This window comes from Hydrogenophaga sp. L76 (assembly GCF_057654755.1).
Genome location: NZ_CM172807.1, coordinates 963,931 through 982,176 on the forward strand (window position 1 = coordinate 963,931; position 18,246 = coordinate 982,176).

Below are 18,246 nucleotides of genomic sequence, written 5' to 3' on the forward strand. Positions count from 1 at the left end.
GTATCAGGTGCCGAAGGCGTGGCGCAGTGCACGGGCAGCGTCGTTGTGCGCCGTCAGCGCCTGCGGGATGGCGCGGCCAAACTGGATGAAGCCATGCACCACACCGGCGTAGATCTCCAGGTCGACCGGCACACCCGCCATGCGCAGGCGGTCGGCGTATTGCACGCCTTCGTCCGTCAGCGGGTCGCATTCGGCCAGGCCGATCCAGACCGGGGCCACGCCGTCGAGGTCGCGCACCTGGCCGGATGCGTCCACGCCGTCCAGCGGGGCGAAGCGCCAGTCGTCCCTATCTTGCGGCGAGCGCAGGTAGTGGTTGAAGAAGTAGGTGATGTGGGCCTCTTCGAGCAAAAAACCTTTGGCGAAGGTCTTGTGGCTGGGTGTGTTCTGGTGGCCGGCGGTGCCGGGGTAGAACAGCAGTTGCAGGGCCAGCGGCCAGCCGGCGTCGCGAGCGCCGATGGCCGTCACGGCAGCGAGCGTGCCACCCGCGCTGTCGCCGCCCACCGCGATCCGGCTGCCGTGCAGGCGCAGCGCCGCGGCGTTGTCCCGCAGCCAGGCCAGGCTGTCCCAGGCATCGTGCACGGCGGTGGGGAATGGCCATTCGGGCGCCAATCGGTAGTCCACCGAGACCACGGCACAGTGGGAGAGGTGGGCCAGGTGGCGGCACAGGGGCTCGTGGGTGGCCACGCTGCCGACGGTGAAGCCACCGCCGTGAAAGTACAGCAGCACCGGCAGCGGGTGCTCGGAAGCAGGTGCGAACAGCCGGGCAGGCAGCTCAAAGCCGTCACGCGCGGGGATCTTCAGATCTTCAACTCGCGCCAGCTTGTGCGAGGGAATGTCGAGCACCCCGGCGCCCGCGGCGTAGGCCTGCTTGGCCTGCGCGGGTGAAAGCGCGTGCATGGGCGGGTGGCCGGCGCGGGAGATGCGGTCGAGCACGCCGCGCATGGCGGTCGTGAGCAGGGATCGGGGGTTGGGGTGGTGCGACATGGGTGGAAATGGTGTGCGCAGGATTGTGGCTGTCTTTTCCGCGACCGGCGGTCACCCCGGTGGCATTGGCCGCGAAAGAGCGCGGCCGTATAGTTTTGGTTTCGCCTCCCACAACCACACGAGACAAACATGGCCCAGATCCTTTATGTGACCAACATCCTGATCGACTTCGGCGCGCTCGCGCAGCTGCAGGCCGAGTGCGAACGGGTGGGCATCCACCGACCTCTGATCGTGACCGACGCGGGTGTGAGGGCCGCGGGTCTGCTGGACAAGGCGCTCGCCGCCCTGCCCGGCCTGAAGCCCGCCGTGTTTGACCAGACGCCGTCGAACCCGACCGAAGCCGCCGTTCGCGCGGCGGTGGCGGTCTACAAAGCCGAGGGCTGCGACGGCCTGATCGCGCTCGGCGGAGGCAGCTCGATCGACTGCGCCAAGGGCGTGGCGATTGCCGCGGTGCACGAAGGCCCGCTAAAGACCTACGCCACCATCGAAGGCGGCTCGCCCAAGATCACCGACCGCGTGCCGCCGCTGATAGCCGTGCCCACCACCGCGGGCACCGGCAGCGAGGTGGCGCGCGGCGCCATCGTGATCGTGGACGATGGCCGCAAGCTCGGTTTCCACAGCTGGCACCTGGTACCCAAGACCGCCCTGCTCGACCCGGAACTCACGCTGGGCCTGCCGCCCATGTTGACCGCGGCCACCGGCATGGACGCGATCGCCCACTGCATGGAAACCTTCATGGCGCCGGCCTTCAACCCACCGGCCGATGGCATTGCTCTGGACGGATTGATGCGCGGCTGGGCGCACATCGAGCGCGCCACCCAAGACGGCAGCGACCGCGAGGCGCGGCTCAACATGATGAGTGCCAGCATGCAGGGGGCGATGGCGTTCCAGAAAGGCCTGGGATGCGTGCATTCACTCAGTCACAGCCTGGGCGGCGTCAACCCGCGCCTGCACCACGGCACGCTCAACGCCATGTTCCTGCCCGCGGTGATCGCATTCAACGCCGGGGCCGAATCCATCCGGAAAGAAAACCGCCTGCAGCGCATGGCCCACGCCATGGGTCTGGCCAGCGGCAGCGACATCGGCGAAGCGATCAAGGACATGAACGCCCGCCTGGGTCTGCCCAGCGGACTGGCCGCGATGGGCGTGACACCCGACCTGTTTCACAAGGTGATCGAGGGCGCGCTGGTCGACCACTGCCACAAGACCAACCCGCGCATCGCCAGCGCGGAGGAATACCGCGCCATGCTGGAAGCGGCGATGTGAAACGGGTCCTGGCGCTTGACGGAAAGCAAGGTGCAACGCCGCAATGCTTGCGACACTGATCTTGTTTCTCATTTTCTGGGGTGCTTTGGCGCCCCATTTTTTTTTCACGTCATGAACCCTGCTGTCTCCCGCCTGCGCCAGTTGCGCTGGGCCTCCCTCGCCGAGGGTGCCACCCTTTTGCTGCTGCTGGGCGTGGCCGTGCCGCTCAAACGCCTGGCTGGTCTACCCGAAGCGGTGTCGGTCATGGGACCGATCCACGGCGGGGCGTTCATCGTGTACTCGTTGCTGGTGCTGAATGCCCGGAACAAGGGCTCGCTCACCGCGACCGAGACGCTGCAGCTGCTGGGTGCCGCATTCGTCCCTTTCGGCGCCCTGATGGTGACCGGTATCTTCAGGCGCAAGCTGGTGCCCGTGAAATGAAAAGCCCGTCACCCACCTGACGGGTGGGTGACGGGCGCCGAAGCCTCTTCTTCAGAAACGAATCAGATGCGCGACATGGACTTGTCGTAAAACGCGTTGGGGTAGCCCTGAGCGTCCTTGCTGGCGTCAGGATCGCCGATCCGAAGGGTGTTGCCGCTCACGGTCAGCAGCACCTTGGCCGAACCCTGGTCGGCCGTGCCGGCGAACTTGTCGGCGGTCACGCCGCCGACCACCTTGGTGCCGTCGTGCGACATGACCATGTTGGTGAACACCTTCTCATTCTTGACGCTCGGGCCGGAACACGAGGTGCCGATGTAGGCGTAGGCCACCACCTCACCGGTGAAGCCGGTGGCAGAAGCCTTGGTGAAGTCGGCGCGCAGATGGGCCGAAGCGCCACTGTCTTCATAACACCCGCTTTCCCAGGAGCCGATGTACTTGGCCACCAGATCGCCCGAGGTGTCACCCGGCAAGGGATCGTCGTTGCCGCCGCAGGCAGTGAGTGCGGCGATGGCCAGGCTCAGCCCGATCAGTTTGAAACCACGTCGGATGTGCGTCGTCATAGGATGTGTCCTGAAGTGAAATGGGGTGCGTCGAACAATAACAAGGGAGTGGCTCGGCCACCGTGCGGAAGCGAACAGAAACCCCTTGCCGATTCTGGGGCAAAACCGCCAGACATCAGGAGGGCGGCGTGTCTGTGCTTGTAACAAAATCCGCCGTTGACTTCAGCCGCCACGCACCATCGCCAGCACCTTGCCCATGTCCAGCGACTGGGCCTGTGCCTGGATCTGCGGCAGGTACTGCGCCTGCAACTGCTTGGCCGGCGTGAGCAGATTCTGGAAAGTCTCCTGCAGCAGCGCCGTGCTCATCACCCGGCCGCCCGCGTAGTAACGTTTGGCCACCTGACCCAGGGCGTAGGTGGTGGCAAACGAAAACGCCATGCCGGTGGCGGCGCGGCCCAGACCGCCCACGGCGCGGCCGGCCACCTTGCCCAGCAGGCCCCCGAGCAGCTTGCGACCGAATTGCTCGATGTACTGCGAGGTCGCACCCACGCCCGCCGCTGCGATGAACTCGCGGATGTGCCCCTGGTCCAGCTCCACGCCATGGGACTTGCCGATGTTGTAGACCATGCGCACCTGCAGCGGAATGATGGCCATCGAGGCCCAGGATTGCGGCAGCAATTCGAGCGCACCGTTGAGCATCGCCGCGTTCAGGATGGTCTTGTCAAGCTGGGCGTCAAGGGCGGCATCCCGCGGCGCGTTCTGTGACGCAGGTGGCGCCGTCGAGGCGGTTGCGACCGCTGGCACGGCCATCGGTGCCGCTTTGTCGGCTGCATCGAGAACCACCGCTTCGTCGCGTTCGAACGCCGAGGCCTCTGCCGCGTCGAGTTGCAAACGGGCTTTCAGGTCGGCCAGGAAGGCCGTTTCCGCGAGACTCTGGCGCCCGTCGGCATCACAGACACACACGGCCATCTCGTAAGCGAGCTGGCGTTGTCCGGCGTCCTCCAGGCCAGCCACGGCGTCGCCCAGCGAGACCCGTTTCAGCAGCACGTCCTGGTACAGCTGGGCCAGCCCGGCGCCGCCGCTTTCGTGTCCCAGCGTCTCGGCCAGTCTGCGGATGGCCTCACGTTCGGTGTCGGCCTTGTGGCCGTCCGCAAACGCGGCCAGCAGGGTGATGGTCAGGATGGACTGTTGTTCGGTGGCGAGCATGGTTGGTGAAGCTTCGTTGTGGCCAAAGGAGCACTGTAGAGCACCGATGGTGTTTGAAGTTCCGGCACCGACCCGGGTACAGGGCGAAACCCCTGTCGCACGGCACCCGGCACACAAGCCCGATAATCGGACCATGCGTTTTCTCATCGACTTCTTTCCCATCGGCCTCTTTGTAGCAGCCTACAAGCTGCACGACATCTACACCGCCACCGCGGTGCTCATGGTCGCCACGCTGGTGCAGACGGGCCTCATTTACGCCATCGACCGCAAGCTGCAGACCCTGCAGAAGGTCACGCTGGTGCTGGTGATCGTGTTCGGCATCCTCACCCTGGCGCTGCACGACGAGCGCTTCATCAAGTGGAAACCCACCGTGCTGTACGCGAGCATGGCGATCGTGCTGGGTGCGGCGCTCTGGGTCTGGAAGAAGAACTTCCTGCAGATATTGCTCGGCAGCCAGCTCACGCTGCCCACCGCGGTGTGGGCGCGGCTCACCGTGATCTGGATCGGTTATTTCCTTTTCATGGCCAGCATCAACGCCTATGTGGCGGCCTACTACTCCACCGAAGACTGGGTCAACTTCAAGCTCTGGGGTTATGTGTTCCCGATTGTCTTCATCGTCGGTCAGGGCCTGTACATCGCGCGCTACCTGAAAGACGGCGACACCCCCGGCGACGGAGCCCAGAAACCATGAACGCAACACCCACCCCTGTGATCACCACCGCCCCGGCTCTGGAAGCAACGCTGCGCGAGGCCCTGGCGCCCGAGGTGCTGGAAGTGATCGACGAAAGTGCGGCCCACGCCGGCCATGCGGGCGCCAACGGCCTGGGCCACGGCACGCATTTCCGGGTGCGCATCGGCGGGCTGGCCTTCGCTGGCAAAAGCCGCGTGGCGCAACACCGGCTTGTGTATGATGCGCTGCAAAAATTCACCGACGCGGGCCTGCACGCGCTGGCGATTGAAATCCAGACCTGACCAGCCAGAACACGGGCCTCGCACCCCTCCCTGCCCGTTGGCCCCCCGTTTTTTTCACCCGAGGAACACCATGAAATTTTCCCTGTCGGCCCTGACCGCGGCCGTCCTTCTTGCAGCCGCTCCCTGGGCCGCTGCGCAAAACGTGGCCATTGTCAACGGCAAAGCCGTGCCGACCGCGCGGGTTGAGGTGCTGGCCAAGCAGATCGAGGCATCGGGCCGTCCGGTGACCGACGAGGTGCGTGCCCAGCTGAAAGAAGAAGTCGTGCTGCGTGAAATCTTCATGCAGGAAGCACAAAAACGCGGTGTGGCCGCGTTGCCCGAATACAAGGACCAGATGGAACTGGCCCGCCAGACCATCCTGATCCGCGCGCTGTTCGCGGACTATGAAAAGAAGAACCCGGTGACGGACGCTGAAATCCAGGCCGAATACGACAAGTTCGCAGCCAGCAATGGTGGCAAGGAATACCGCGCCCGCCACATCCTGGTGGAGAAGGAAGACGAAGCCAAAGCGGTCATCGCGTCCATCAAGGGCGGCGCCAAATTCGAAGACATCGCCAAGAAGCAGTCGAAGGATCCGGGCTCCGGTGCCAACGGCGGCGACCTCGACTGGGCCAACGCGTCCAGCTACGTGGCCGAGTTCTCCGAAGCCATGGTCAAGCTGGAAAAGGGCCAGATGACACAGGAACCGGTGAAGAGCCAGTTTGGCTGGCACATCATCCGCGTGGACGATGTGCGCCAGGCCCAGCTGCCCAAGCTCGAAGACATCAAGGACCAGATCGCCCAGCAGATGAAACAGCAGAAAGTGGCAGCGTTCCAGGCCAGCCTGCGGGAAAAGGCCAAGGTGGAGTAAGCAACAGACGCTGGCTCTCCCAGGCGCGACCTCCGGGTCGCGCTTTTTTTCGTCCAATCGCCAGATTTGATCAAATATTCTCGGCAACTCAGATAAGTGACAGAATTGCGGTCACTTTTGATCAAATCAGGCTGCATATGAGCGATTCAACCGACAGCTTGCGCGAGTTTCTCGCCCAGCACCGCATCCACGAAGTGGAATGCGTCATCCCCGACATGACAGGCATCGCCCGCGGAAAGATCCTGCCCAAGGACCTGTTCCTCAACTCCGGCCACATGCGCCTGCCCAAGAGCGTCTTGCTCAACACGGTCAACGGCCAGCAACCCGACAACACCGCCTTCGTCGGCGACACCGACCCGGACATGGTCTGTGTGCCCGACCTCGCCACCGCGCGCATGGTACCCTGGGCGGCCGAGCAGGTGGCGGTGATCATCCACGACTGCGAAGAGTTCGACGGCACACCGGTGGCGCTCGCGCCCCGCAGCGTGCTGAGGCGTGTGCTGGCGCTCTACGAAGCGCAGGGCTGGCAGCCGGTGGTGGCGCCCGAGATGGAGTTCTATCTGGTGGCGCGCCACCAGAACCCGCACGAACCGCTGCAGCCGCCGCTGGGCCGCACCGGCAAGCCGGAGGCTGGCCGGCAGTCGTATTCCATCGACGCGGTGAACGACTTCGACCCCTTCTTCCTGGAGCTCTCGCGTTTCTGCGAAGTGCACCGCCTGGGTGTGGAAACGCTGATCCACGAAGCCGGTGCCGGCCAGATGGAGATCAACTTCACCCACGGCGAGCCCATGGACCTGGCCGACCGCGTGTTCCTGTTCAAGCGCACGGTGCGCGAGACCGCGCTGCGCCACGGCATCTTCGCCACCTTCATGGCCAAGCCCATGGAAGCCGAGCCCGGCAGCGCGATGCACATCCACCAGAGCATCCTCGACGCCGGGACGAAGCAGAACATCTTCAGCCTGCCCGACGGTTCGGCCACGCCCGCTTTCCACCACTACATCGCCGGCCTGCAGCGCTACGTGCCGCAGATCATGCCCATGCTGGCGCCCTACGTGAACTCCTACCGCCGGCTCTCGCGCTTCATGTCGGCGCCGATCAACGTGCAGTGGGGCTACGACAACCGCACCTGCGGCATCCGCGTGCCCGAGTCGGACGCCGCCAACCGCCGGCTGGAAAACCGCGTGCCGGGCGTGGACGTGAACCCCTACCTGGCCATGGCTGCCACGCTGGGCGCGGGATACCTCGGCATGGTGGAAAAAAGCCTGCCCAGCGAGCCCATGAAAACCAGCGCCTGGGACATGGACTTCGAGCTGCCCAGCCACATGGAAGACTCGATCCGCCGCATGCGCGAATGCGAGCCGGTGCGCGACGTGTTCGGCGGCGCCTTCATCGACGCCTTCCTGGCGGTGAAGGAGCTGGAATACGCCACCTACAACCGCGTGATCAGTTCCTGGGAACGCGAGCACCTTCTCCTGCTGGTTTGAGGTGGTGCCCATGAACGCTCACCCCCTTCAACGGGCCAGCCGCAATGGCCTCGACTGGACCCGCGCCCTCGCCTTCCTCGCCCGCGAGCGCCAGTCGTTTGCGGAGCGCAACCCGGCGTCAGCCGCCCTGGCCGCCCAGGCCAGCGAACACCTGCTGTTCGGCGTGCCACTGCACTGGATGAACGACTGGGGCACACCCTTCGCCCTGCACGTCTGCCAGGCCAGCGGCGCCGAGGTCACCGACGTGGACAGCCACCGCCTGGTCGATTTCTGCCTGGGCGATACGGGCGCCATGTTCGGCCACGCGCCTGCGCCGGTCGCCGCCGCTCTGGTGAAGCAGGCCACGCGCGGTTACACCACCATGCTCGCCACGGCCGACGCCGCCGCCGTCGGCGCCCTGCTGGCCGAGCGCTTCGGCCTCCCGTTCTGGCAGTTCGCCATGAGCGCGACCGACGCCAACCGCTACATCGTGCGCTGGATCCGCGCTGCCACCGGGCGCCAGAAGCTGCTGGTGTTCAACGGCTGTTACCACGGCACCATCGAAGACGTGTTCGTCGATCTGGTCAATGGCCAGCCCACCCAGCGTGACAGCCTGCTCGGCCAGGTGCACGACCTGACACAACACACGGTGGTGGTCGAGTTCAACGACCTGGCCGGTCTGGAGGCGGCACTGGCGCAGGGCGACGTGGCCTGCGTGCTGGCCGAGCCGGTGATGACCAACATCGGCATGGTGCTGCCCGAGCCGGGGTTCTGGGGAGAGGCGCAAGCCCTCATCAAAAAGCACGGCGCCTTGCTGGTCATGGACGAGACCCACACCATCAGCACCGGCCCCGGCGGCTACGCCCGCGCCCACGGCATTCAAGCCGACGCGCTCGTGCTGGGCAAGCCGGTGGGCGGTGGCGTGCCCTGCGCGGTCTACGGCATGAGCGCCGATCTCGCCGCCCGTGCCGTGAAAGCCAAGCAGGACGCACCGCCCGGCCACAGCGGCATCGGCACCACGCTCACCGGCAACATGCTGGCCATGGCCGCGATGCGCGCCACGCTCGCCGAGGTGATGACGCCCGCCGCCTATGCGCACATGCTCTCGCTGGCCGAACGGCTGGCGGACGGTCTGCGCGGCCTCATCGCGCGCCACGGCCTGCCCTGGTGCGTGACCCAGGTCGGCGCACGCACCGAGTTCCAGTTCTGCCCGGCCCCGCCCAGGAGCGGTGGCGAAGCCGAGGGCGTGCTCGACCCCGAGCTGGAGCACCTGATCCACCTCGGCCTGCTCAACCGCGGCGTGATGATCACGCCCTTCCACAACATGATGCTGGTCTGCCCGCAGACCAAGACCAACGATGTCGCGCAACTGATCGGCGCGCTCGACGAGGTGCTGGGCCAGATCACACTGGCATGAAATCCATCCCACCCACCCAGCAGGACCAGACCTACGCGCGCCTGCGCCAGTGGGTCACGGTGGGCCAGTTCCTGCCCGGCGAGCGGCTGAAGATCCACGCCATCGCCGAGCAACTCGGCGTCGGTGTCATGCCCGTGCGCGCCGCGCTGCAGCGTCTCGCGGCCGAAGGCGCCCTGGTCAACGTGCCGCACAGCGGCATGCTGGTGCCCAGACTCTCGCTGGCCGAGTTCGACGACGTGCTGCAGACGCGGTTGCTGCTCGAAGGCGAAGCTGCCGAGCGCGGCGCGCACCGGCTCGATGCCGCCGGCCTGGCCGAGCTGCTGGCCCTGGAGCAGCAGATGCGCGACGCGCTCAAGGTCAATCACGCCAAGGGTTATCTGGACGCCAACGAGCTGTTCCATCTGCGCCTCTACCAGGCGGCCGCCTCGCCCACCCTGCTCTCGCTGATCGAGACTGTCTGGCTCAAGGTCGGGCCGTTGTCCAACAAACTGTTCGAGGTGCCTGCTTCGTTGCGCGTGATCAACGAAGCGCACGGCGACGCGGTGATGGCGCTGCGCCGGAAGGACAGCGCGGGCGTGCGCCGCGCCATCGAGAAGGATCTGTTCGTGGCCGGGCAGTTCCTGCGGCCGTTCTGTGCCGGCTGATCAGCCCCGCAACCAGACCACAGCCGCCAGCAAGCCCATCAGCACCGGCTGGTGCAGCAGGTAATAACTGAGGCTCCAGCGTCCGAGCAGCACGAGCCCGCGCTTGGCGCCCGAGGCCGGCGCGTCGTCCGCGCCCAGCCAGTGCGGCCTGTGCGCCAGCGCCCAGCGCCCCGCCGCCACGCCCCACCACATCACCCCCAGCCAGGGCAGCAACGGTACATAGTCCTCGGTCACGGGCAGGCGGCTGATGAAACCCAGGGCGTTCCAGCCCGGGGCGTTGAGAAATTCCAGCACCGGCATCGCCGCGATCGCCGTCGGCGCGATGAACTTGGCCGCGATGGCCAACGCACCGGCCGGCCAGAGCCAGCCGCCCCACCCTGCCGTGAGCCGTACCACGATCAGCATCACCGCGATGCCGTGCAGCACACCGAAGTAGATGAAGGTGTTGGGGAACATCAGCGCCGAACCGGCCGACACCAGCAGTGCCGCGCCCGCCACCTGCCCCCAGCGTTTCCAGAAGCGCGGCCAGCCCTGGCCCTGTGACAGCGCCACCGCCTGCGACAGCCCGGCGGTGAACAGGAAGCCGCTCACGATGGCGCTGCGCTGCCAGGTCCAGAACGGATCGCGGGCGAAGTTCTCGTGGATCAGCCCGAAGTGGTCCAGGTCGAAACAGAAGTGGTAGGCGGTCATCCACAACATGGCCGCTGCGCGCAGCAGATCGATGCGGTCGAGGCGCCTGGGGAGCGTGGGCGGAAAAACCATCGGCGACGCGCTCAGACCGGCTGGCCCTGAACACCCCGGAGCAAAGCCGCCAGTGCGGCAGGCTCGCTGACCATCGGATCGTGTCCGGTCGCCATCTCGATCACCGACCAGCCCGGTTCGCTGCGCACACGCTGGCGCATCACGGCGATCGTCGGCAGCGCGGGCGATGTGCAATCGATGAAGGTCCTCGGCAATGCCGCCACACGCGCGGCGTCGAAGTCCAGCGGCTGCAGGTAGACGGCCAGCGGCTGGGGCCTCTGGCGGCGGTTGACCCAGTCGCGGTCCGCGCCGGTCAGGCCAAACACGCTGGCGTCGGGCGGCGGAAAGCTGATGCCGCCGCTTGGCGCGGCCGCATCGATGCGCGCCTGCCGCGTTTCGGGCGTGTGCTGGCTGCTCCAGCTCTCGCCGGGGTGTGGGGTCACGGCGTCCAGGTACACCAGATGCACGAGCAGACCGGGGCGCTCGCGCTGCAGCCGGTGTGCCACCCCGGTGATGACGATGCCGCCGTAGCTGTGGCCCACGAGCACCACGCGCTGCAGCTCTTCGGCCTCGATCAGTCCGATCACGTCCTGGATGTGGGTGTTGAGGTCGATGCCGGGGCCCATGAGGTGCGCGCGTTCGCCCACGCCGGTGAGCGTGACCGCATGGGCTTCAACGCCGGCAGCCCGCAGCAGGGGCAGGACACGGCGCCAGCACCAGGCGCCGTGCCAGGCGCCATGCACCAGAACGAAAGCGGAGCTTGCGGAGGCAGCAGGTGCATTCATGGTCGTTCTCCAGGACAATATCGGGTTCTATTTCCGCCCGATTCTGCACTGCCTTCTTGTCGATTCACCATGCTGCCCCACCAACTCGAACTGCTTTCCCCCGCGCGCGACGCACACATCGGCATCGAGGCGGTCAACCACGGGGCCGACGCGGTCTACATCGGCGGGCCGTCGTTCGGCGCGCGCACCAGCGCCGACAACTCGGTGAAAGAGATCGCCCGCCTGGCGAAATACGCGCACCGCTTCGGCAGCCGCATCTTCACGACGATGAACACCATCCTGCGCGACGACGAACTGGAGCCGGCGCGCAAGCTGGCCTGGCAGTTGTACGACGCGGGTGTGGACGCGCTGATCATCCAGGACATGGGCCTGCTGGCCATCGACCTGCCGCCGATCCAGCTGCACGCGAGCACGCAGACCGACATACGCACGCCCGAGAAAGCGCGCTTTCTGCAGGACGTGGGTCTTTCCCAGATCGTGCTGGCACGCGAACTCACGTTGCATCAGATCGCCGACATCCGCGCCGCTACCGACCCGGAGCGCTGCACGCTGGAGTTTTTCATCCACGGCGCCCTCTGCGTGGCCTACAGCGGCCAGTGTTTCATCAGCCACGCCCACACCGGGCGCAGCGCCAACCGCGGCGACTGCTCGCAGGCCTGCCGCCTGCCCTACGAAGTGAAAGACAGCCAGGGCCGCATCGTCGCGCACGACAAACATGTGCTCTCGATGAAAGACAACAACCAGAGCGACAACCTGCGCGCCCTGATCGACGCCGGTGCGCGCAGTTTCAAGATCGAAGGCCGCTACAAGGACATGGCCTATGTGAAGAACATCACCGCGCACTACCGCGTGCTGTTCGATCAGATCCTGGAGGAGCACCCCGAGCTGGCGCGCGCGTCCAGCGGCGAGTGCACTTTCAGCTTCCAGCCCGACCCGGACCAGAACTTCAACCGCGAGTTCACCGACTACTTCGTGCAGGGCCGGCAGGAAGACATCGGCGCCTTCGACACGCCCAAGAACCCGGGCCGCCCGATCGGCTATGTGACCCAGGTTGGCCCCAACTTCGTGGAACTCGAGACCGACGACCCAGCCACCGTGATCCACAACGGCGACGGCCTGTGTTACCTGGATCTGCAGAAGGAACTGACCGGCTTGCAGATCAACCGGGCCGAGTCGGCTGGCAAACCGGGCCTCTGGCGCGTGTTCCCCAAAGACGCCATGGACAGCTTCAAGGACCTGCGCAAGGGTGTGCAGGTCAACCGCAACCGCGACATGGACTGGGTGCGTGGGCTGGAGAAAAAATCGGCCGAGCGGCGCATCGGCACCTGGCTGAAGCTGGATCAAACACCCGAAGGCCTGAGCCTCACCGCCACCGACGAAGACGGCCACACCGCCACCGCCACCCTGCCCTGCACACTGGAGCCCGCCAAAGACCCGGCCCAGGCCGATGCCAGGCTGCGCGAGGGTCTGGCCCGCCTGGGTGAGACCATCTTCGAACCCATCAATGTGGCGTTGAACCTCTCAGGCCCGCGCTTCGTGCCCGCCTCGCTGCTCAACCCGCTGCGCCGCGAAGCCATCGAATCGCTGGAAGCCGCGCGCGCCGCCGCCTGGACCCGCCTGCCGCGCATGAAACCTGTGGAGCCGCCCGTGGCCTACCCGGAAGACACGCTCACCTACCTCGCCAACGTGTTCAACCACAAGGCGCGCGACTTCTATGCGAAACACGGCGTGAAGGTGATCGCTGCGGCCTACGAGAGCCACGAAGAAGCCGGCGAAGTGAGCCTGATGATCACCAAACACTGCGTGCGTTTCAGCCTGAGCCTGTGTCCCAAACAGGCCAAGGGCGTGACCGGCGTGCAAGGGACGGTGAAGGCCGAGCCCATGCAGCTCATCAACGGCCACGAGAAACTCACCCTGCGCTTCGACTGCAAACCCTGCGAGATGCACGTGGTGGGCAAGATGCGGCCCTCGGTGCTGAAAGCCGGGCAGACCAGTCCATTGAAGTTTTACCGGACGCGACCGGGCCAGGCGAGCCCGGTCTGAACGACACCCCTGGCTCTCAACTCCCAGTGCCACAAGCGTTGGCATCGTGTCGTCACACTTGAATACCAAGGGTTTCTGCTAGCTACCGGATTGCCGATGTGCAGTATATTGCCTGTCAACAAGCCGCGAAAGTGCGGCTTTTTTAGGCACTTTAATTCCAGTCCTCTACCACCAAACCCCTTGCGAGTGGTGGGGGCAGGCGCCCCGCACAGGGTGAAGGTCGGCTGCATCAGTCTTCAAGACTAAATAGTTTAGACATCAAGTACGGGTAATTCACTATCCACACGGCCGCAGCACCCGCATACATTGAGCCGGTCCATACACACCACCCACAGGAGACAAACCATGACCACCCGCCGACTGATCCTCACCCGCAGCGCCGCCGTGATTGGCGCCGCATCCACCGGCCTGCTGTTGCCCCAGATCGCCCTGGCGCAATCCGACAAGGTGCGCGTGGGCTTCATGCTGCCTTACACGGGCACGTTTGCGCAGCTCGGCGTGGCGATCGAAAACGGCTTCCGCATGGCACTTGACGAACAGGGCGGCAAGCTGGGTGGCCGCGAAGTGGAATTTTTCAAGGTGGACGATGAGTCCAACCCGGCCAAGGGCATCGAAAACGCCAACCGTCTGGTGCAGCGCGACAAGGTCGACGTGCTGGTGGGCACGGTGCACTCGGGCGTGCAGATGGGCATCCACAAGGTGGCACGCGACAGTGGCGTGCTCAGCCTGATCCCCAACGCCGGTGTGCACGTGGCCACCCGTGCCCAGTGCGCGCCCAATGTGTTCCGCACATCGTTCACCAACTCCCAACCCACGCTGGCGCTGGGCAAGGCCATGGTGGATCGCGGCCACAAGAAAGCGGTCTGGATCACCTGGAACTACGCGGCCGGCGAAGAAGCCTATGAAGGCTTTGAACAAAGTTACACCGCCGCGGGCGGCACCATCGTCAAGAAGCTGGGCCTGCCCTTCCCGAACGTGGAGTTCCAAGCCCTGCTGACCGAAATCGCCTCGCTCAAACCCGACGCCGTGGCCTGCTTCTTTGCCGGTGGCGGCGCCGCCAAGTTCCTGCGCGACTTCCACGCGGCCGGCCTTTCCAAGAACATCCAGCTCTACGGTTCGGGCTTCCTGACCGAAGGTGTGCTCGAAGCCGCAGGCCCGGCCGCCGACGGCGTGTTGACCACCATGCACTACAGCGATGCGCTGGACACGCCGCGCAACAAAAAATTCCGCCTCGACTACGCCAAGACCTTCAAGACCCAGCCCGACGTGTACGCCGTGCAGGGTTACGACACTGGTCTGCTGCTGGTCAAGGGCGCCAACGCGGTCAAGGGCGACCTGTCCAACAAGAAGGCGCTGTACGCCGCCATGGAAGGCGCGACCATCGACAGTCCGCGTGGCCAGTGGACCATGAGCAAGGCCCACAACCCCATCCAGGACATGTACCTGCGCAAGGTGGAAAACAAGGAAAACAAGGTCATCGGCATCGCACAAAAAGCTGTGGCCGACCCCGCCACCGGTTGCCGCATGGGCTGATTCCGGCCCGGTGTTCCTGTCTTCGGTCCGCGCCTTTCGGGGCGCGGACCCTCTTTGCGCCCACGCCCCGAACCGATGGACTTCGCCAACTTCCTGATCCAGTTGCTCAACAGCCTGCAATACGGCCTGTTGCTGTTCATGCTGGCCGCCGGCCTGACGCTGATCTTCGGCATCATGGGCGTGGTCAACCTGGCGCACGGCAGTTTCTACATGCTGGGCGCTTACCTGGCCTGGTTTCTGGCTTCGCAGTTCAACAGCCTGGTGCTGGCCATCGTGGTCGGCACGCTGATCGCCGTGGTGCTGGGCTGGGCGCTGGAATGGCTGCTGTTCCGCCACTTCTACCAGCGCGACCACCTCGACCAGGTGCTGCTCACCTTCGGGCTGATCTACATCTTTGAAGAGGTGCGCTCCATCCTCTGGGGCGACGACGTGCACTCGGTGCAGGTGCCCGAACTCGTGAACTGGTCCATTCCGCTGACCGAGAACCTGTCTTACCCAGTCTACCGGCTGGTGATCTCGGCGGTGTGCGTGGCGCTGGCGCTGGGCCTGTATTTTCTGATCTCCAAAACCCGGCTGGGCATGAAGATCCGTGCCGGTGCCTTCAACCGCGAAATGACCGAGGCCCTGGGCATCAACATCCGCCTGATCCACGGCGTGGTGTTCGCACTCGGCGTGGCGCTGGCCGCCATCGCCGGCATGATCGCCTCGCCGATCTCCAGCGTCTACCCCGGCATGGGCAGCTCGGTGCTGATCATGTGTTTCGTGGTGGTGGTCATCGGCGGCATCGGTTCGGTGCGTGGCGCCCTGGTGGCCGCGCTGCTCGTGGGCCTGGTCGACACCTTCGGCAAGGTGCTGATGCCGCAGATCGCCGGCATGGCGGTCTACATGCTGATGGCCGGCGTGCTGCTCTACAAGCCGGAAGGCTTGTTCAAACAATGAACATGGGCACCTTCGCATGAGCTCCCCCAAAGCCACTCTGGAAACCTTGCCCAAAGGCGTGCAGGCGCTGCTGGCGCTGGGCGCGATCGCGCTGGCGGCCTTCCCGCTGATCCCCTCCGACAGCTCGGACTTCTACCTGCAGATGCTCTCGCAGATGATGATCCTGGCCATCTTCGCCATGAGCCTGGACCTGCTGCAGGGCGTGACCGGCCTGGTCTCGCTCGGCCACGCCGCCTACTTTGGCCTGGCCGGTTACGCCCTCGCCTTCCTGACGCCGGCCGACGTGCCGGTGAGCCTGTGGTGGTCGCTGCCCGTGGCGGCGCTGGGTGCCGGACTGGCCGCCCTGGTGATCGGCTTCTTTGTCGTGCGCACGCATGGCATCTACTTCATCATGGTCACCATGGCGTTCGCGCAGATGGTGTTCTTCCTGTTCTTTGACAACAAGGAACTGGGTGGCTCGGACGGTCTGTACGTGAACTTCCGGCCCGACGCCAGCCTCTTCGGCTGGACCGGCATCGATCTGGAAAACAAGACCACCTTCTTCTACTTCACGCTGGCCATGCTGGTGGGCATCTACGCCTTCCTGCGCCGCCTGCTGTTTTCGCCCTTTGGCCGTGTGCTGGCGGGTATCCGCGTCAACGAGCACCGCATGCGCGCCGTCGGCTACGGCACCTTCGGCTACAAGCTCGCGGCCTTCGGCCTGGCCGGCACGCTGGCCGGCGTGGCGGGCTACCTCTGGGCCGCGCAGACCGGCTTCGTGAACCCCGAGCTGATGGGCTTTCACATGAGCGCACACGCCATCATGATGGTCATCCTCGGCGGCATGGGCAACTTCGCCGGTGCCATCGTCGGCGCCTTCGCCTTCGAATACGTGATGCACTTCTTCAAGGACCTGACCAAACACTGGCAGCTGCTCATGGGCGGCTTCATCGTGCTGGTGGTGGTGTTTGCCCCGCGCGGCCTGCTGGGCCTGGGTGAGCGCTTCATGAAAAAGAAGGACGCAGCATGAGCGAGTTGCTGCTTTCAGCCCAGAAGCTCGTCAAGCGGTTTGGCGGCCTCGCCGCCGTGAACGAGGTTTCCGTGGACCTGTTCCGCGACCGTATCCACGCCGTGATCGGCCCCAACGGCGCGGGCAAGTCCACCCTGACCAACCTGCTCTCGGGCGACCTGCCCCCGACCTCGGGCCGCATCACGCTCAACGGCGCGGAAACCGCCGGCCACAGCCCGGAGAGTATCTCCCGCCTGGGGCTGGGCCGCAGCTACCAGAAGACCAACATCTTCCTGCCCTTCACCGTGTGGGACAACGTGCGCCTCGCCGCACAGTCGCGCGAACGCCATGCGCCCTGGAATCCGCTGCGCTGGCTCAGCGCCGCCGCCGGCATGACCCAGGTGAACCAGCGTTGCGAGCGCGCCATCGAGCTCGCGGGCCTGACGCAACGCAGCCAGACCGTGGCCGCCACCATCAGCCACGGTGAACAGCGCCAGCTCGAGATCGCCATGACGCTGGCGACCGAGCCCACCGTGCTGCTGCTTGACGAACCCCTGGCCGGCATGGGCCAGGCCGAGGCCGAAAGCATGATCGCCCTGCTGCAGAAGCTGAAGAAAGACCACGCCATGATGCTGGTGGAACACGACATGGACGCCGTGTTCTCGCTGGCCGACCAGCTCACCGTGATGGTCAACGGCCAGGTGATCGCCAGCGGCACGCCGGCCGAGGTGCGCAGCGATCCGCTGGTGCAAGCCGCGTATCTGGGCGAGGAACACTGATCATGAGCGAACCGTTGATCCGGGCCACCGGCCTGCACACCCACTACGGCGCCAGCCACATCCTGCGCGGCGTGGACTTCACCGTCGGCCAGGGCCAGACCATCGGTCTGATGGGCCGCAACGGCATGGGCAAGACCACCCTGCTCAAGTCGCTCATGGGCATCGTCAAGCCCAGCGGCGGCGGCGTGCTGATCAAGGGCCGGCCCATGACGGGTGCCCCGACTTTCGAGATCGCGCGTCAAGGTATTGCTTATGTGCCCGAAGGCCGCGGTATCTTCGGCAACCTGAGCGTGAAGGAAAACCTGGTCATGTCGGCCTGCGCCGGCACCAAAGGCCAGCGCGACTGGACCTACGACCGCGTGCTGGAAACCTTCCCGCGCCTGGCCGAGCGCCTGAACCACGGCGGCCAGCAGCTCAGCGGTGGCGAACAGCAGATGCTGACCATCGGCCGCGCGCTGATGACCAACCCCGACGTGCTCATCCTCGACGAAGCCACCGAAGGCCTGGCGCCGCTGATCGCGCGCGAGATCTGGCGCATCTGCGGCCTGATCCGCGAAAGCGGCATCAGCAGCGTGATCGTGGACAAGAACTGGAAACACGTGACCCAGATCACCGACCGCAACGTCATCCTCGTCAAGGGCGAGGTGGTGTTCGAAGGGAGCTCAGACGAACTGCTTTCAAAGCCTGAGTTGCTGGAGCAATACCTCGGGGTCTGA

Annotated in this window: 19 protein-coding genes; 14 read left to right on the forward strand and 5 right to left on the reverse strand. The window is 65.5% G+C overall.

From position 1 onward, the window contains the following. Positions 1 to 3: 3 nt before the first annotated feature. Entirely contained in the window at positions 4 to 984 is a 981-nt protein-coding gene (locus tag AC23D4_RS04550) for an alpha/beta hydrolase (RefSeq protein ID WP_472889266.1), read from the reverse strand. Between the two features lie 129 nt (positions 985 to 1,113). Between AC23D4_RS04550 and AC23D4_RS04555 the strand changes: the two genes are divergently transcribed. Further along, positions 1,114 to 2,250: an iron-containing alcohol dehydrogenase gene (locus tag AC23D4_RS04555; protein ID WP_472889267.1), complete on the forward strand. Its 1,137-nt coding sequence runs from the start codon at positions 1,114 to 1,116 to the stop codon at positions 2,248 to 2,250. A gap of 111 nt (positions 2,251 to 2,361) precedes the next feature. Next, complete coding sequence (locus AC23D4_RS04560; protein WP_472889268.1) at positions 2,362 to 2,670, forward strand: DUF3817 domain-containing protein; 309 nt, start codon at positions 2,362 to 2,364, stop codon at positions 2,668 to 2,670. A 62-nt stretch (positions 2,671 to 2,732) separates the two neighbouring features. Here AC23D4_RS04560 and AC23D4_RS04565 read toward each other — a convergent pair whose 3' ends face one another. Both AC23D4_RS04565 and AC23D4_RS04570 read right to left on the reverse strand, forming a co-directional pair. After that, positions 2,733 to 3,230 carry a hypothetical protein gene (locus AC23D4_RS04565; protein ID WP_472889269.1) on the reverse strand — a complete coding sequence of 166 codons (498 nt, stop codon included), beginning with the start codon at positions 3,228 to 3,230 and terminating at the stop codon, positions 2,733 to 2,735. A gap of 162 nt (positions 3,231 to 3,392) precedes the next feature. Continuing rightward, a complete protein-coding gene (locus tag AC23D4_RS04570; RefSeq protein WP_472889270.1) occupies positions 3,393 to 4,376 on the reverse strand; it encodes a YcjF family protein in 984 nt (327 codons plus the stop codon). A 133-nt stretch (positions 4,377 to 4,509) separates the two neighbouring features. Here AC23D4_RS04570 and AC23D4_RS04575 point away from each other — a divergent pair, with 133 nt between their 5' ends. From AC23D4_RS04575 to AC23D4_RS04600, 6 genes are all read left to right on the forward strand, one after another. Further along, positions 4,510 to 5,067 carry a septation protein A gene (locus AC23D4_RS04575; protein ID WP_472889271.1) on the forward strand — a complete coding sequence of 186 codons (558 nt, stop codon included), beginning with the start codon at positions 4,510 to 4,512 and terminating at the stop codon, positions 5,065 to 5,067. Next, entirely contained in the window at positions 5,064 to 5,348 is a 285-nt protein-coding gene (locus AC23D4_RS04580) for a BolA family protein (RefSeq protein WP_472889272.1), read from the forward strand. The genes AC23D4_RS04575 and AC23D4_RS04580 overlap by 4 nt, the downstream gene beginning before the upstream one ends. 70 nt (positions 5,349 to 5,418) lie before the next feature. Further along, a complete protein-coding gene (locus AC23D4_RS04585) occupies positions 5,419 to 6,198 on the forward strand; it encodes a peptidylprolyl isomerase (RefSeq protein WP_472889273.1) in 780 nt (259 codons plus the stop codon). A 137-nt stretch (positions 6,199 to 6,335) separates the two neighbouring features. Further along, positions 6,336 to 7,682 (forward strand): glutamine synthetase family protein, encoded by a 1,347-nt coding sequence (locus AC23D4_RS04590; RefSeq protein ID WP_472889274.1) that lies wholly within the window; start codon positions 6,336 to 6,338, stop codon positions 7,680 to 7,682. Between the two features lie 10 nt (positions 7,683 to 7,692). After that, the gene (locus AC23D4_RS04595) at positions 7,693 to 9,078 is read left to right on the forward strand and encodes an aspartate aminotransferase family protein (RefSeq protein ID WP_472889275.1); all 1,386 of its coding nucleotides are present in this window, start codon (positions 7,693 to 7,695) and stop codon (positions 9,076 to 9,078) included. Continuing rightward, positions 9,075 to 9,722 carry a GntR family transcriptional regulator gene (locus AC23D4_RS04600; RefSeq protein ID WP_472889276.1) on the forward strand — a complete coding sequence of 216 codons (648 nt, stop codon included), beginning with the start codon at positions 9,075 to 9,077 and terminating at the stop codon, positions 9,720 to 9,722. Before AC23D4_RS04595 ends, AC23D4_RS04600 begins: the two co-directional genes overlap by 4 nt. Here AC23D4_RS04600 and AC23D4_RS04605 read toward each other — a convergent pair whose 3' ends face one another. Next, entirely contained in the window at positions 9,723 to 10,484 is a 762-nt protein-coding gene (locus AC23D4_RS04605; protein ID WP_472889277.1) for a heparan-alpha-glucosaminide N-acetyltransferase, read from the reverse strand. Between the two features lie 11 nt (positions 10,485 to 10,495). Next, positions 10,496 to 11,248 (reverse strand): alpha/beta fold hydrolase, encoded by a 753-nt coding sequence (locus tag AC23D4_RS04610; protein WP_472889278.1) that lies wholly within the window; start codon positions 11,246 to 11,248, stop codon positions 10,496 to 10,498. 69 nt (positions 11,249 to 11,317) lie between these two features. On the opposite strand from AC23D4_RS04610, the gene AC23D4_RS04615 reads away from it, so the two are divergent. The 6 genes from AC23D4_RS04615 (at position 11,318) to AC23D4_RS04640 (ending at position 18,246) form a co-directional block, all read left to right on the forward strand. Then, the gene (locus tag AC23D4_RS04615; RefSeq protein WP_472889279.1) at positions 11,318 to 13,291 is read left to right on the forward strand and encodes a peptidase U32 family protein; all 1,974 of its coding nucleotides are present in this window, start codon (positions 11,318 to 11,320) and stop codon (positions 13,289 to 13,291) included. A 345-nt stretch (positions 13,292 to 13,636) separates the two neighbouring features. After that, positions 13,637 to 14,824 carry an ABC transporter substrate-binding protein gene (locus AC23D4_RS04620; protein WP_472889280.1) on the forward strand — a complete coding sequence of 396 codons (1,188 nt, stop codon included), beginning with the start codon at positions 13,637 to 13,639 and terminating at the stop codon, positions 14,822 to 14,824. Positions 14,825 to 14,899: 75 nt separating this feature from the next. After that, the gene (locus AC23D4_RS04625) at positions 14,900 to 15,763 is read left to right on the forward strand and encodes a branched-chain amino acid ABC transporter permease (protein WP_472889281.1); all 864 of its coding nucleotides are present in this window, start codon (positions 14,900 to 14,902) and stop codon (positions 15,761 to 15,763) included. Positions 15,764 to 15,779: 16 nt separating this feature from the next. Beyond that, complete coding sequence (locus AC23D4_RS04630; protein ID WP_472889282.1) at positions 15,780 to 16,772, forward strand: branched-chain amino acid ABC transporter permease; 993 nt, start codon at positions 15,780 to 15,782, stop codon at positions 16,770 to 16,772. Further along, positions 16,769 to 17,530, forward strand: a complete 762-nt coding sequence (locus AC23D4_RS04635; RefSeq protein WP_472889283.1) for an ABC transporter ATP-binding protein — start codon at positions 16,769 to 16,771, stop codon at positions 17,528 to 17,530. Before AC23D4_RS04630 ends, AC23D4_RS04635 begins: the two co-directional genes overlap by 4 nt. 2 nt (positions 17,531 to 17,532) lie before the next feature. Further along, the gene (locus AC23D4_RS04640; RefSeq protein WP_472889284.1) at positions 17,533 to 18,246 is read left to right on the forward strand and encodes an ABC transporter ATP-binding protein; all 714 of its coding nucleotides are present in this window, start codon (positions 17,533 to 17,535) and stop codon (positions 18,244 to 18,246) included.

Coding starts and splice junctions, on each gene's coding strand:
- AC23D4_RS04550 (WP_472889266.1), bottom strand. CDS start 984: ATGTCGCACCACCCCAACCCCCGATCCCTGCTCACGACCGCCATGCGC.
- AC23D4_RS04555 (WP_472889267.1), top strand. CDS start 1,114: ATGGCCCAGATCCTTTATGTGACCAACATCCTGATCGACTTCGGCGCG.
- AC23D4_RS04560 (WP_472889268.1), top strand. CDS start 2,362: ATGAACCCTGCTGTCTCCCGCCTGCGCCAGTTGCGCTGGGCCTCCCTC.
- AC23D4_RS04565 (WP_472889269.1), bottom strand. CDS start 3,230: ATGACGACGCACATCCGACGTGGTTTCAAACTGATCGGGCTGAGCCTG.
- AC23D4_RS04570 (WP_472889270.1), bottom strand. CDS start 4,376: ATGCTCGCCACCGAACAACAGTCCATCCTGACCATCACCCTGCTGGCC.
- AC23D4_RS04575 (WP_472889271.1), top strand. CDS start 4,510: ATGCGTTTTCTCATCGACTTCTTTCCCATCGGCCTCTTTGTAGCAGCC.
- AC23D4_RS04580 (WP_472889272.1), top strand. CDS start 5,064: ATGAACGCAACACCCACCCCTGTGATCACCACCGCCCCGGCTCTGGAA.
- AC23D4_RS04585 (WP_472889273.1), top strand. CDS start 5,419: ATGAAATTTTCCCTGTCGGCCCTGACCGCGGCCGTCCTTCTTGCAGCC.
- AC23D4_RS04590 (WP_472889274.1), top strand. CDS start 6,336: ATGAGCGATTCAACCGACAGCTTGCGCGAGTTTCTCGCCCAGCACCGC.
- AC23D4_RS04595 (WP_472889275.1), top strand. CDS start 7,693: ATGAACGCTCACCCCCTTCAACGGGCCAGCCGCAATGGCCTCGACTGG.
- AC23D4_RS04600 (WP_472889276.1), top strand. CDS start 9,075: ATGAAATCCATCCCACCCACCCAGCAGGACCAGACCTACGCGCGCCTG.
- AC23D4_RS04605 (WP_472889277.1), bottom strand. CDS start 10,484: ATGGTTTTTCCGCCCACGCTCCCCAGGCGCCTCGACCGCATCGATCTG.
- AC23D4_RS04610 (WP_472889278.1), bottom strand. CDS start 11,248: ATGAATGCACCTGCTGCCTCCGCAAGCTCCGCTTTCGTTCTGGTGCAT.
- AC23D4_RS04615 (WP_472889279.1), top strand. CDS start 11,318: ATGCTGCCCCACCAACTCGAACTGCTTTCCCCCGCGCGCGACGCACAC.
- AC23D4_RS04620 (WP_472889280.1), top strand. CDS start 13,637: ATGACCACCCGCCGACTGATCCTCACCCGCAGCGCCGCCGTGATTGGC.
- AC23D4_RS04625 (WP_472889281.1), top strand. CDS start 14,900: ATGGACTTCGCCAACTTCCTGATCCAGTTGCTCAACAGCCTGCAATAC.
- AC23D4_RS04630 (WP_472889282.1), top strand. CDS start 15,780: ATGAGCTCCCCCAAAGCCACTCTGGAAACCTTGCCCAAAGGCGTGCAG.
- AC23D4_RS04635 (WP_472889283.1), top strand. CDS start 16,769: ATGAGCGAGTTGCTGCTTTCAGCCCAGAAGCTCGTCAAGCGGTTTGGC.
- AC23D4_RS04640 (WP_472889284.1), top strand. CDS start 17,533: ATGAGCGAACCGTTGATCCGGGCCACCGGCCTGCACACCCACTACGGC.